This is a genomic window from Amycolatopsis sp. SID8362 (assembly GCF_010550475.1).
Classification (GTDB): domain Bacteria; phylum Actinomycetota; class Actinomycetes; order Mycobacteriales; family Pseudonocardiaceae; genus Amycolatopsis; species Amycolatopsis eburnea.
This window is the reverse complement of sequence record NZ_JAAGNB010001526.1, coordinates 1-12,709: the sequence shown is the minus strand read 5'-3', so window position 1 is coordinate 12,709 and position 12,709 is coordinate 1. Positions and strand designations below refer to the sequence as shown.

The following is a 12,709-nucleotide window of genomic DNA, read 5'->3' as shown; positions in this document are numbered from 1 at the left end:
GCCAGCGCGCCCGCGAGCGTCGTCGTGGTGTCGCCTTGGACGACCAGCGCGGCGGGGGCGTGCCGGCGCAGCACGTCGTCGAGCGCGGGGAGCAGGCCGGCCACGAGTTCTGCCTGCCCGCCGGTGACCCGCGGCGGCACGTCCAGCCACGCGTCGACGGCCAGCCCGAACGGTTCGAGCGCCTGCTCGACCATGCCCGGGTGCTGGCCGCTGTGGACCAGGACCGGCCGCAGCGCCGGGTGTGCGTCCAGCGCCAGCGCCAGTGGCGCGAGCTTGAGCGCTTCGGGCCGCGTTCCGGCCAGCAACATCACGTCCACCCCGCGGTGCCCCTTATCCACATCGACCATTTTTCCTGAAAATTTTCCACCGCGGGGCCGCCGGCGTGCGAGGGGCACACGCCGACGGCCCGTCTGTCACTCCCGCGCCTGGGAGAGACGGCGGTTGCGGCGGTGGACGGCGATCAGCGCGGCGGTCCCGAGCAGGACCAGGAGCACGCCGACGGCCAGCCACCACCCGATGTCGGCACCGGTGGCGGCGAGGGTGCCCACCCCGCCACCGGCCACGCCGACCCCGGCGCCCGGCATCTTGTACATGCGGACCTCGCTCAGGCCTGCGTCGCGCGACGGCGGAAGATGCGCGTCCCGACCGGCACCGCGATGGCGCCGAGCAGGCCGAGCCCGATCCACAGGCCCGCGCCGGACGCCAGCGGCATCGGCGGCGCGGCCGGGCCGCAGGTCGCCGACGACACGATGACGTCGCCCGAGCCGAGCGAGCCGACCACCCCGCCGAGCAGCTTCACGTGGATGGCGTTGACCGTGAGGCTGCCGTCCTTGTTCGCGATCTGCTCGTTGAGGATGACCGTCGCGATGTTGATCCCGGCCAGCGCGACCTTGATCTGGGTGTTCGGCGCCGGGGTCGCGTCGACGGCGCCCGCGCTGCCGAGGTTGGCGCCGACCAGTGTGGTGCTGCCCTTGACGCCTTCCTGGGTCGCCGTGCAGACCGCTTCGACGGCCTTGGCGCCGACGTTGGGCCCGAGGGCCTTGAGCAGCGGCAGCCCGACGTCGGCGGTGCTCGCCTTGGCGGTCACCGCGCCGGAGTTGTCGTCGCGCTTGGCCTCGGTGTTGATCACACCGGTGGTCAGGATCCCGGGCAGGTTCACCGTCGCCAAGCTGTTGCTCGTCGGGCCCGCGGTGTTCGCGGCCGCGAGCGGCCCCGCCTTCACCGCGGGCTGCCCGAGCAGCGTCACGTCGACGTTCACGCCGTACGCGGACCCGTCACCGGGAGCGGCCGACGCGGGGGCCGCGCCGGCGAGCACGACGCTCGCCACGACCGCGGCGAGCAGGCCACCGCGGCGCACGAGGGAGCTCTTCATCAACTGTCCTCCGAATTCACTGGATTTTTCCGGGGGTTTCGCGTGACGGCGGCGCGGATCGAACCGGCTTGCCTCGAGTCGGCACGCGAATCGACTATCGCGAAGCGAGGCCCGAATAGCACACAAAATTTCCCGAATCACCGGATCGGGTAAGAGATCGTGAAGTTTCCGCAGGTCGTTTTGGCATCACTCGGATGGCCTAGCAAGTTCGCGGGGGAAACTGCCGAATGGGCGCCTAAACCACACCTCCGGGTGGAAGCGGGGGCCGGTCGTGTCTTACGCTCGCCCCGGGGTCCGCAGCTTGATCCGAAAACCGACACCGAGAGGAACGTCGTGGCCGTAGCGAGCGCTCCGAACGCAGGTATGGCACGGTTTCCGCTGGTCATCGCGCTGAGCGCGCTGGCGGCCGCGGGTGCCGTGGTGGTGCTGGCCGAGCGGTTCTACCGCGAGCTGGAAGTGCGGCTCGCGGGTGCGATCCTCGACGTCATCACTACATCGGGTGTTTATGTGGCCCCGGATCGGGAGTCTGTTTACTTTGGGTTGACGAGCACTGCTCCGTTCGGGTTGAGAATGACGCCGGAATGTTCTTCGGCGTTCCTTTTGCTGCCACTGATCGTGGTGACCATGATCATGTTGTACTTCCGGCCCGCGAATGCGAAGCGGCTCTTCTTTTCGCTGGGAATTTCCGCACTCGTCGTCGTGCTGGTGAACCAGTTGCGCATTCTCACCATCGTCGGGCTGGTGCACGCCTACGGCACCGACGAGGGCTACTACTGGGGCCACACGCTGCTCGGCTCGATGGTCAGCGTGTTCGGCGGCGCCGTCTCGCTCGTCCTGTTCGTCTGGCTGGCCACCCGGAAGAAGAAGGCATGAGCGTCAAGGTCCTGCTGGCGATCACGCAGGCGTTCGCGCTCACGATGAGCGTGGCGTTCCTGGTCTACGTCGTCCTGATCGTGGTGCCGTACCTGCGCCGCAAGCCCGCGCCGGTCGGTGACCCGGCCGACTTCACGTGGCACTTCTTCGTCCCGTGCCGCGACGAGCAGGTGGTCATCCGCGACACGATCCGCTACCTGCGCACGACGTTCCGCAGGGCGCACGTCTGGGTCGTCGACGACGACTCCGAGGACCGCACTGCCCGCGTCGTCCGGATGCTGTGGCGCCGCCACGGCGGCTACGACCCGTACCTGCACCTGGTGCCGCGCACGCGGCCCGAGGCCCGGACCGGCAAGGGCGACGCCCTCAACGCCGCCTACCGCGCGCTGAACGACTGGATGGGCCCGGGCGCCTCGCGCGACGACGTCGTCGTGGTGGTGGTCGACGCCGACGGCCGCCCGGCGCCGAACTGCCTGGAGGTCTGCGCGGCGGACCACCTCTTCGGCGATCCGGCGGTCGGCGCGGTCCAGCTCGACGTGTGGATGAGCAACGTCGGGACGCCGCCGCCGTCGCGCAACCCGGTCGGGCGCTGGTTCGGCCTGAAGCTGGCGCAGCTGCAGGACCTGGAGTTCCGGACGGCGATCGCGGCGATCCAGACGTCCCGCGGCTTCACCGGCACGATCTCCATGGGCGGCAACGGCCAGTTCACCCGGCTCACCGCGCTCGACTCCATCGCGGGCCCCGGCGAACAGCCGTGGCGCGGCTCGCTGCTGGAGGACTTCGAACTCGGCGTCCACCTGCTCACGGCCGGCTGGCGCACCGGGTTCACGCCGGATTCCCATGTGGCGCAAGAAGGTCTGTACAGCCTGCGACGCTTCCTCGTGCAGCGCACCAGGTGGGGGCAGGGCACCATGCAGTGCGCGCGGTACCTGCGCCGGATCTGGGATTCGCCGCACGTCAGCACGCTCGGCGCGGCGGAGATGATGTACTACCTCGCCCAGCCGTGGCTGCAGCTGCTCGGCTCGCTGCTCTACCCGATCCCGTTCATCCTGCTGGTGGTGAGCACCGCGGGCGACCCGGCGCAGATGTGGACGTGGTTCACCGGCGGCGCCTGGATCCTGTTCGCCATCTACGGCTCGTTCGGGCTGCTGCCGTTCCTCGTCTGGGGCCCGATCTACCAGCTGAAGTGCTTGCGCAGCAAGAACATCCTGCGCGGCATCGGGCTGGGGTTCGCGTACGCGGCCTACATCTACACGTTCTACGTGACGTCGTGGCGCGCGTTGTTCAGGCTGGTCCGCGGCCGCAACGGCTGGGCGAAGACGCGCCGCAACACCGAGCAGTCGGCGGGGGCGAAGGTCGCGCTCGACGCGTGAGCGCGACCTCCGCCCGGCCGGACTAGAAGGCGGGCGCGATCCGGACGTCGTCCGCCTTGACGAACGCGATCCGGTGCCCGAACTGGATCTGGACGTACTTGAGCTTGCCCTTGACCACGACGTGGTCGGCGGCGTCGAACGTCACGGCGTAGTAGTACTCGGACCCGACCGTGCCCGCCGACGAGTACTGCTGGCCCGCCGAGAGCGTGTACGGCAGCGGCGTGATGGCCTGCACCGGCACGTTCGCGGGGTAGGCCGCCGGCTCCGGGTACGCGCGCCCGAACACCGGCACCGTGGCGAGACCCGGCTTCGGCGTCACGACCCAGCCGATCGCGGGCTTCGCGACCTTCGCGCCGCGCGGGTTGTGGAACCAGCCCTTCTGCCCGAGGTACCAGATCGCCGTCCAGTCACCGCGGACCTCCGCGACGGCGTACTGCTGCCCGGTCGCGACCCGGCTGCCGACGTCCGCGACGTCCATTGTGGACGGCGTACCGTCGGTGTGCAGGCCGATGTCCTTCAGCAGCGGCGAAGCGTCACTCGGCTCCGAGTGGAGCACGACGGCTTCGGAACCGCGGGGCGCGCACGGCGTCCCGGGGCTGTCGCAGCCGGTGAACGTCGGCTGGTTCTTCGCGAAGGCCGGGTCGATGGTGACCAGCGACGAGCCGGGCAGCCCGAACCCGCCGAGCGGGGCGCCGAGCAGGTCGAAGTAGTGCGACCAGTCCCAGTAGGGGCCCGGGTCCCAGTGCATGCCCTTGATGGTCGACGGGACGGTGCCCGGCACGTTGTCGTGGCCGATGATGTGCGCCCGGTCGAGCGGGATGCCGTACTTGCGCGCGAGGTAGCCGACGAGCTTGGCGCTCGAGCGGTACATCGCCTCGGTGTACCAGGTGCCCTTCGCGGCGAAGCCCTCGTGCTCGATGCCGATGGACTTCGCGTTGACGTACCAGTTGCCCGCGTGCCAGGCGACGTCCTTGGTCGGGACGTGCTGCGCGATCAGGCCGTCGTTGGAGCGGATCGTGTAGTGCCAGCTCACGTACGTCGGGTCCTGGGCGAGCTTGAGCACGCTGTCCCAGTAGCCCTCGGTGTCGTGGATGACGATGTGGTCGATCTTCTGGCTGCTCGGCCGGTCGGCGAGGTCGTGGTTGCCGTAGTCGTCGTTCGGCAGCTCCTGGTAGGGAGCGGCAACGGACTCGCAGGCGACGCTCCGGGGACACTCGACACCGGCCGGGTTTCCCGCGTGCGCCGGGACTGTGGTGTCCGGGGCCGCAGCGAGGGTGACCTGCTGGCCGTCGTCGGTGGTCCGGGCGATGCCGGTCTTGATGGTCTCGAAGACCTCGTCGGCGAAGGCCTGCGCGGCGTCCCCGGTGGACCCGCTGTACTTCGCGACGGCGTCGTACCAGCCGGTCTGGCCGTCGTGGTACTTCGCGAGCAGCGCGGCACCGCCCCGGATGTTCTGGGCGGGGTCGGTGCGGAGGGTCTCGGCGGGTTGGCCGGTGAGCTGCGCGGCCTCGTCGACGGTCTGCAGCCCGGCGGGCGGCGTGGCGGGCCCGGCCTGCGGGTGGAGGGCGGGGCGCGCGTCGTCGCCCCGCGGGTCTTCGGTGCCTTCGTCGTGGTGGGTGGTCGCGACGCCGGCCTCGCGAACGTCGGTGAGGTGCATCGGGCCGTAGCCGGCGGACGTGCTGGGCGTGCCGCCGTTGGTGTCCCAGCGGGACTCCAGGTAGGAGACGCCGAGGAGGACGTTCTCGGGAACGCCGAACTCCTTCGCGGCGGCGGTGAAGTCGTGTTGCCGTTGGCTGGTGGTGTCGGCGTGCGCCGGAGTGGCGAGCGCGGTGGTGAGGGTGACGGCGGCGATGAGCGCGGCCGATCTTGGGAGGGACATGGGCATAAACCCCCAGGGTTCAGGTGCCAGACGTCAGAACCTAACCAGAAACTCACGCTGGGGGTAAGAGTGGTGACCGCTCCTCGTCGTCGATTGTTCAACACCGGGGAGGCGGCCTCAAGGGCGCCTTCGGCGTCGCTTCGCGATTCGCTTCGCTCACCCTTGACTCCGTCTCCCCGGTGCTGACTGCGGCGGGGACGAGGGGCGGGGGAGGTGTAGGGCGGCCTTCGGCCTTGGCGGCGAAAGTGCCGGTCAGGCTCGTGCGTGCCGCTTTTCGGCACGTCGGGTGGACCCTCCTTGCGAAGCTGGCACTCACGTGGATGGAACCCTCACGGATTTTCAGTCACGCTAAGTCACTCTTCGGTCGGCTGGTCGGACGTGCTTTGCGTTGCCTGCCAAGTGAAAGATGAGTTTGCCGAAGTTCCGGCGTCTGGGACTGTCTGTGACGATCATCGGCCGTTTGGCGGTGTCCACGGAACAGGCGCGGAACAAGCCCGGAACGCGGATGTGCCCCTGGACCTGGTGTTTTGTCCGAGGGCACACCCACCGTACCGCGCTCAGCCGAGATCACCGTCGAGGAAGTCCTCGATCCGGCGGTTGGCCACGTCGCGGGTCCCGTGCACGAACTTCGCGTAGACCTTGGTCAGCATGTCGACCGTGTGCCCGGCCCGGTCCGCGATGTCGGGGAGCGGCACCCCGGCGGCGATCCACGACGAGACGGCGGCGTGACGAAGGTCATATGGCCGCCCCGGGAGCATCTTCGCGGCCACGTCGCCCAGCTCAAGCGCGTCGTCGAACCGGCCGGCCGCCAGCAGCGCGTGCGTGCCTGACCGGGCGGCCGGGGCCAGAACCAGTGGGTCATCCGCTTCGTCCGCCGCTTGCATGGCGTGTTCGGCCGGGATCCAGGCGAGGTCGGCCTCGCCAATCTTGCTGAGCATCGTCGCGGCCAGGTGATGCACCCGTGCTGACTCCGCTGCGCAGGCTCGCCGGTACGTCCCGTCGTCCGCTGATGCCGCTTCCATCCCCTGACTGGTCTTGATCAGTCAGGGGAGAGCGGTAACCACGCGGCCGAGGTCGCCCTTTTGGTAGCTCGACCAGGCACCTTCCACCAGTTGTGCCACCGGCGCCGGATCGATGTACTCCGGCGACATCGACGAGGAGAACAGCGTCCGGGGCAGCCGCCGGGGAGCTATCAGCGCGTCACGGATGGCCGGGACGTCGTCGTTCTGGTCCTCCATGAGCACCGGTTCGCCGAGGAGGTCGCCCAGCGTGACGCGCAGACCGCGCGCGACGTCGGCGAGCACGTCCAACCTGCGGATATCGCGCTCGCCCCGCTCGATCTTGCTCAGCCAGTCCTCAGTCCGGCCCACCAGGTCAGCCAACACCGCTTGCGACAGCCCACGCCGCCGCCGGTAGAAGGCAATACGCTCCCTGATGCTGCGCTGATCACCCGCGCCACGCATACCCCCAGGCTAACAGCTTGAGGTGAGGTTGACCTCGATACCAGCAGCTAGGAGAGCTTTGCCGCAGAACGGATTGCTTCCAACAATAAGGTGGGCACCACGTCGAGTGCCTCGTCGAGCAGGTGTTCGATTGCGTTTGCGTCGCTAGACGAGTCGATATTCACCATCCTGGACCAGTTTCCAGGCTCATAACGAGCCAGCATGGATAAGGCGAACAAAATAGCCCACCAAGCCAGCAAGGGATGAAGGGGGGTCGACATCTTGCCGATATTCGGAAATATCCAAAAATCGTGTACGCTTCTATATCGAATGCCCTTGAGTACGTCGGTCTCTATTGTGGCATCGAGCACCTCGCCTGATTCCTTGCGCCAGGTCAAATATGTTGAGTAGGTTCCTGCTCTTGATGTACTCCACGTGATCTGTGTCGATGCACCTGCTGGAAGTTCGGCGTCCGTCAGTGTGGGGTAGCTTGCAAGAAACTTTTGGAAGTTCTCCGGGTTTTCCGTAGACGAGCGGTGTACTGACGAGGGTATATTCCCAATCAGTACTTCGCATTGATCGGTGCGTTGTGCCGTCAGTCTTGCGTCATCTATGCTTAGAGCGCGAATCTCGCTCTGGTTGGGCAACGGCACCGACTGAGCCTCCGGCACGACTGGCCATAGGTCTCCAATTCGGATCTTTTCTCCTGGCGGCAGGCATTCAAGGTCTAGTGCAAGGGCGACGCCAGGCATTAGGCCTGTTTGATCGGCCTTAACTTTGACGTCGGCTATCTTTTCGCAAGAAGTGTGTGGTGCAGTGATGCCGTGACCTTTGAGTAGCCAAGGAATCTCGCGAGGAAATGTCTGGCCTGGGTTGGCCTTGTCGGAAACCTGGATTTCTGTTGGCAAACGACTCGAAACAGAAGCAATCGCGCGGCCGCCTTGAGATAACGCATAAAAAAGCTGTATTGGACGCGTCGCGTAACCGGCATTGCTAGCTGCTGTCATGAGTTGCTGCGACTGCTCAAGAGCTGCCTGAAAAGTTGCAGCTCGCGCATCATCCGCCTGTGCGGCGCCGGGTGGCCGGATGCGTAAGCCCCGCAGTTCGCGCCACACCGCTGCTTGGTCGGGTAGAAGAAGATCGCGGTAGGTCGTCACTACTTGTTCTCCGTCTTCAATGTCGCGCAAGACAGCGGATTCCATTACAGACCATACGGACCTCGCTATTGTCATCGCCAGTGTTACTGCCGAACTTGGCTCTATGGGATCAAGGCGCCGCCGTCGGCGGCGCGCACGTCGCCGGGCGTACGGCGGGCTCGCCCTATGGCGACACGGACGGCCTGCCGCTCCGCTCCGGCCGCCGGTCGCCGGGCGAGGCCCGCCGATAGCACACCACCGCGCAGCGCGCCGCCGACAATCGTTGATCATCGAGCGTTCACCGCCACACTCGGCGAGCGCCCGGAGTCATCCGCATCAAGTATCGGCCGCTCCATCCGCGCGCAGCGCAGCAGTGGCAGGCTGGTCCAACCCAGCTGTCCCGCCACCACACGCTTCATCCTTGCTTGACGACGCTGGAACAGCCTTGGCATCGATCTCAATTCCTGGCCGAGGAAGCCCCCAAACGCGGACTCTGACGTCGCGCTCCGGCGAGGCAAGGACCCTTGCGAGGAGCGCCAGGGCTACCCCGCCGGCCACGGGGAGCATCACGACAGCAACCAAAATGACGAGCCAAAGCCCGCTCGAAGACAACGCAGCCACGACATCTGCTCCAGTGACCGCCAGGGCATCAGGAACCCCCCCGACGCGGCGGTCCTGCGTCACACCCAGCATAACGGCAAGGTGCCCTCCGACGCTGGCCGTTTGCTCGCAGGCGATCGTTTTAACACCGGCCCGCCGCCATCAAGGGCGCCTACGGCGTCGCTGCGCGATGAGCTGCGCTCACCCTTGACACCGACAGTCCGGCGCTAACTGCGGCATGGGCGAGGAAGACGGGGGCGGATAGCCGCCGTGCAGCCCGCGTCGCCGATGCCAACCCGCCGGAGAGGTGCCAACGATGAAGCAGCCGAGCCGACGACTCAGCCCCAATCAGGTCGCCCTGTGGTCTCGCTTCGAACTCGTCGACTGGCAGGTGCGGGGGAGTGGGAAGGCCGCACGCGCGCACGCGGCGCGAGCATACTGAGGGTGTCCGGCTCAGCCGGACCGAAGGCCTCGCGGAACCATCACGGAACAAAGAGGCCGGTCAGGGCCCATCCGGCGACTCTGTCCCACGTCAGGACCACCCTCCTTGCGAAGCTGGCACTCACGTGGATAGAGTGCTAATCGCACGGCCCGACAGCCCCGGCACCCGCGACGGCGGGGGTGGTAGAGCCGTAACCACATCCTGCCAACGCTTTCGACGACCGTGGAGGTCAACCCGGTGAGCGTGAACATCAAGCCGCTCGAGGACAAGATCGTTGTCCAGACGAGCGAGGCCGAGGAGACGACCGCTTCCGGCCTCGTCATCCCCGACACCGCCAAGGAGAAGCCCCAGGAGGGCAAGGTTCTGGCCGTGGGCCCGGGCCGGATCGACGACAAGGGCAACCGCGTCCCGCTGGACGTGAACGTCGGCGACGTCGTCATCTACTCGAAGTACGGCGGCACCGAGGTCAAGTACAACGGTGAGGACTACCTCATCCTGTCCGCCCGCGACGTGCTGGCCGTCATCAACTGACGTCCGCTCGCAGCGCATGACGCCCCGGGCCCCGCACACACCGGGGAGCGGGGCGTTCTTGCGTTCAGAGAAAGGTAAGCGGAACACGCTATGCCCAAGCAGATCAGTTTCGACGAGGACGCTCGTCGCGCGCTGGAGCGCGGGGTGAACAAGCTCGCCGACGCCGTCAAGGTCACCCTCGGCCCGCGCGGTCGCCACGTCGTGCTCGACAAGAAGTTCGGCGGCCCGACCATCACCCTCGACGGTGTGACCGTCGCGCGTGAGATCGAGCTCGACGACCCGTTCGAGAACCTCGGCGCGCAGCTCGCCAAGAGCGTCGCCACCAAGACCAACGACGTCGCCGGGGACGGCACCACGACCGCGACCGTGCTCGCGCAGTCGCTGGTGAAGGTCGGCCTGCGCAACGTCGCGGCCGGCGCCAACCCGACGTCGATCGGCCGTGGCATCGAGGCCGCCGCGGAGAAGGTCATCGAGGTCCTCAAGGCCAAGGCCACCCCGGTCAAGGGCCGCGAGAACATCGCCCAGGTCGGCACCGTGACCTCCCGCGACGCCAACATCGGCGCCCTGCTCGGCGAAGCCGTCGAGAAGGTCGGCGAGGACGGCGTCATCACCATCGAGGAGTCGTCGACCCTGGCGACCGAGCTGGTGATCACCGAGGGAGTCCAGTTCGACAAGGGCTTCCTCTCGGCGCACTTCGCGACCAACCCGGAGGAGCAGAAGGCGATCCTCGAGGACGCCTACATCCTGCTGCACCGCGAGAAGATCTCGGCGCTGGCCGACCTGCTCCCGGTGCTGGAGAAGGTCGTCGAGGCCAAGAAGCCGCTGCTCATCATCGCCGAGGACGTCGACGGCGAAGCGCTGTCCACCCTCGTGGTGAACTCGCTGCGCAAGACGATCACCGCCGTCGCGGTCAAGGCGCCGTTCTTCGGCGACCGCCGCAAGGCGTTCCTGGACGACCTCGCGGTCGTCACCGGCGGCGAGGTCATCTCCGCGGAGATCGGCCGCAAGCTGTCCGACGTCGACCTCGGCGCGCTGGGCAAGGCCCGCCGGATCGTCGTCACCAAGGACGACACCACGATCGTCGACGGTGACGGCACCAAGGACGCCATCGCCGGGCGGGTCGCGCAGATCCGCAAGGAGATCGAGACGACCGACTCCGACTGGGACCGCGAGAAGCTGCAGGAGCGGCTCGCGAAGCTCGGCGGCGGCGTCGCGGTCATCAAGGTCGGCGCGGCCACCGAGACCGAGCTGAACGAGCGCAAGCACCGCATCGAGGACGCCGTGGCTTCGACCAAGGCGGCCGTCGAAGAGGGCATCCTGCCCGGCGGTGGCTCGGCGCTGGTGCACGCGGTCAAGGAGCTCGACGGCGGCCTCGGCCTCGAGGGCGACGAAGCGACCGGCGTCAAGATCGTGCGTGACGCGCTGTCCGCCCCGCTGTTCTGGATCGCGACCAACGCGGGCCACGAGGGCGCGGTCATCGTCAACAAGGTGCAGGAGCAGAGCTGGGGCCACGGCTTCAACGCCGCCACCGGCGAGCTCACCGACCTGCTGGCCGCCGGCATCGTCGACCCGGTCAAGGTGACCCGGTCCGCGGTGGCGAACGCCGCCTCGATCGCGCGGCTCGTGCTGACGACGGAGTCGTCGGTCGTCGAGAAGCCGGCCGAGGAAGAGCCCGCCGCGGCGGGCCACGGTCACTCGCACTGACGCGGCAGGAGAAGCGGGGCGGCACTCGTGCCGCCCCGCTTTTTCGTGCCCTGGACAGCACGAAGGGCGGCACCCCACCCGGTGCCGCCCTTCGATGTCGGTGGGGCGCTCAGCCGCCGGACATGCTGAGCGCGCGTTTGTCGGACTTGATGAGGTGCTCGCGTTCGGACTCCGAGAGCCCGCCCCAGATGCCGTACGGCTCGTGCACCGCCAATGCGTGGCTGCGGCACATCTCCAGGACGGGACAGCTCAGGCAGACCGCCTTCGCCCTGGCCTCCCGCCGTGCCCGCGCCGGGCCGCGCTCGCCGTCCGGGTGAAAGAAGGACGCGCTGTCCATCCCCCGGCACGACCCTTCGAGCTGCCAGTCCCACATGTCGGCGTTGGGTCCTGGGAGCCTGCGCGTGTCTGCCATCCTGACCGCCTCCGTCAATCGGTCGATGCCGCTAGCTGCTCTGCTGTGGTGCCGATACTCCATTCGGTGCAACGGCGGTAACGTTAGAAGCGCGCCAATAGTTGTTCAAGCGATCCGGCCCGATTCAGCCGTTAGGCATCCCCCGGATGTGTGAGCAGGTATTTCGCCTCCGGTTGCCGACTCCGCTGAGTGCCTGGATATTGAGGCTCGTGGGAGCTGGGTCGGGCACCGAAGAACCCACCCTGCCGGTGGCCTCGGTCGCCCGCCGGCTCGGGGTCGCGCCGTCCACCCTCCGAACCTGGGACCGCCGCTACGGACTGGGCCCCAGCCGCCACACGGACGGCCGGCACCGCCGCTACGGCAGCTCCGACATCGGCAGGCTCGAACTGATGCAGCGCGCGCTCCTCAGCGGCGCTTCGACGGCCGAAGCCGCGAAGTACGCGCTCGAGCAGATGCCGCGTTCCGGACCGCCGCAGCCGGAGGAACCCGCGGAACCCTCCGGCGCGGCGGTGGCCGACGACGGCTCGGAGGTCCGCTCCCGGCTCGCCCGCCGCCTGAGCACGGCGGCGCTGGCGATGGACGTCGGCGCGGTGCAGCGCATGCTCGCGGACACGATCGCCGAACTCGGCGTGCTCCCCGCGTGGACCGGCGTGCTCGAGCCGGTGCTGTCGGCACTGGGCGCCCGCTGGCGCGGGGTGAGCGCGGGCGCGGAGGTCGAGTACCTGCTCGCGGAGTGCGTGTTCGCGGCGCTGGTGCGCGCCACCCCGGTGCTGGACGAGCCGCGCAACACCCGCCCGGTGCTGCTCGGCTGCGTCCCGGAGGAACGCGATTCGATGCCGATGTACGCGCTGGCGGCATCGCTGGCCGGCCGCCGGATCGGCGCCCAGCTCTTCGGGGTCCCGCTGCCGGCGGAGGTCTTGGCGGTGGCGGTGCGGCGGAGCGCGC

The 12,709-nt window shown here is 68.1% G+C and carries 11 protein-coding genes and 1 pseudogene; 5 read left to right on the top strand and 7 right to left on the bottom strand.

Going from position 1 to position 12,709, the window contains the following annotated elements; genetic code table 11:
* The 3 genes from G3I65_RS47045 to G3I65_RS47035 all read right to left on the bottom strand — a co-directional run.
* Positions 1-317, bottom strand: a 317-nt coding sequence (locus tag G3I65_RS47045) for a UDP-N-acetylglucosamine 2-epimerase (protein WP_160701863.1), incomplete at its 3' end; no start/stop codon positions are given.
* 96 nt (positions 318-413) lie between these two features.
* The gene (locus G3I65_RS47040) at positions 414-593 is read right to left on the bottom strand and encodes an LPXTG cell wall anchor domain-containing protein (RefSeq protein ID WP_160701861.1); all 180 of its coding nucleotides are present in this window, start codon (positions 591-593) and stop codon (positions 414-416) included.
* A gap of 11 nt (positions 594-604) precedes the next feature.
* Complete coding sequence (locus G3I65_RS47035) at positions 605-1,372, bottom strand: choice-of-anchor P family protein (RefSeq protein WP_160701860.1); 768 nt, start codon at positions 1,370-1,372, stop codon at positions 605-607.
* 363 nt (positions 1,373-1,735) lie between these two features.
* Here G3I65_RS47035 and xrtP point away from each other — a divergent pair, with 363 nt between their 5' ends.
* Positions 1,736-2,245 carry an exosortase P gene (gene xrtP / locus G3I65_RS47030; protein ID WP_160701862.1) on the top strand — a complete coding sequence of 170 codons (510 nt, stop codon included), beginning with the start codon at positions 1,736-1,738 and terminating at the stop codon, positions 2,243-2,245.
* Entirely contained in the window at positions 2,242-3,618 is a 1,377-nt protein-coding gene (locus G3I65_RS47025) for a glycosyltransferase family 2 protein (protein ID WP_160701859.1), read from the top strand. Before xrtP ends, G3I65_RS47025 begins: the two co-directional genes overlap by 4 nt.
* A gap of 22 nt (positions 3,619-3,640) precedes the next feature.
* On the opposite strand, the gene G3I65_RS47020 is transcribed toward G3I65_RS47025, so the two are convergent.
* From G3I65_RS47020 to G3I65_RS47010, 3 genes and pseudogenes are all read right to left on the bottom strand, one after another.
* A complete protein-coding gene (locus G3I65_RS47020) occupies positions 3,641-5,503 on the bottom strand; it encodes a peptidoglycan recognition family protein (RefSeq protein WP_160701858.1) in 1,863 nt (620 codons plus the stop codon).
* A 707-nt stretch (positions 5,504-6,210) separates the two neighbouring features.
* Positions 6,211-6,960 (bottom strand): annotated as a pseudogene (locus G3I65_RS47015) (helix-turn-helix domain-containing protein); the annotation flags it as partial.
* Between the two features lie 47 nt (positions 6,961-7,007).
* Positions 7,008-8,096, bottom strand: a complete 1,089-nt coding sequence (locus G3I65_RS47010) for a YaaC family protein (protein ID WP_160701857.1) — start codon at positions 8,094-8,096, stop codon at positions 7,008-7,010.
* A gap of 1,258 nt (positions 8,097-9,354) precedes the next feature.
* Between G3I65_RS47010 and groES the strand changes: the two genes are divergently transcribed.
* Positions 9,355-9,648: a co-chaperone GroES gene (groES, locus tag G3I65_RS47005; protein ID WP_004559922.1), complete on the top strand. Its 294-nt coding sequence runs from the start codon at positions 9,355-9,357 to the stop codon at positions 9,646-9,648.
* 90 nt (positions 9,649-9,738) lie between these two features.
* A complete protein-coding gene (gene groL, locus G3I65_RS47000; RefSeq protein WP_160701856.1) occupies positions 9,739-11,352 on the top strand; it encodes a chaperonin GroEL in 1,614 nt (537 codons plus the stop codon).
* Between the two features lie 109 nt (positions 11,353-11,461).
* Here the strand turns inward: groL and G3I65_RS46995 are convergent, their stop codons facing one another.
* Positions 11,462-11,764 (bottom strand): WhiB family transcriptional regulator, encoded by a 303-nt coding sequence (locus G3I65_RS46995; RefSeq protein ID WP_043792619.1) that lies wholly within the window; start codon positions 11,762-11,764, stop codon positions 11,462-11,464.
* Between the two features lie 248 nt (positions 11,765-12,012).
* Between G3I65_RS46995 and G3I65_RS46990 the strand changes: the two genes are divergently transcribed.
* A partial coding sequence (locus G3I65_RS46990; RefSeq protein ID WP_375336776.1) for a MerR family transcriptional regulator occupies positions 12,013-12,709 on the top strand: 697 nt, incomplete at its 3' end.

Bases quoted from the DNA above. Each gene is read 5' to 3' on its own strand.
- G3I65_RS47040 (WP_160701861.1), bottom strand. From the start codon at position 593: ATGTACAAGATGCCGGGCGCCGGGGTCGGCGTGGCCGGTGGCGGGGTG.
- G3I65_RS47035 (WP_160701860.1), bottom strand. From the start codon at position 1,372: ATGAAGAGCTCCCTCGTGCGCCGCGGTGGCCTGCTCGCCGCGGTCGTG.
- xrtP (WP_160701862.1), top strand. From the start codon at position 1,736: ATGGCACGGTTTCCGCTGGTCATCGCGCTGAGCGCGCTGGCGGCCGCG.
- G3I65_RS47025 (WP_160701859.1), top strand. From the start codon at position 2,242: ATGAGCGTCAAGGTCCTGCTGGCGATCACGCAGGCGTTCGCGCTCACG.
- G3I65_RS47020 (WP_160701858.1), bottom strand. From the start codon at position 5,503: ATGCCCATGTCCCTCCCAAGATCGGCCGCGCTCATCGCCGCCGTCACC.
- groL (WP_160701856.1), top strand. From the start codon at position 9,739: ATGCCCAAGCAGATCAGTTTCGACGAGGACGCTCGTCGCGCGCTGGAG.
- G3I65_RS46995 (WP_043792619.1), bottom strand. From the start codon at position 11,764: ATGGCAGACACGCGCAGGCTCCCAGGACCCAACGCCGACATGTGGGAC.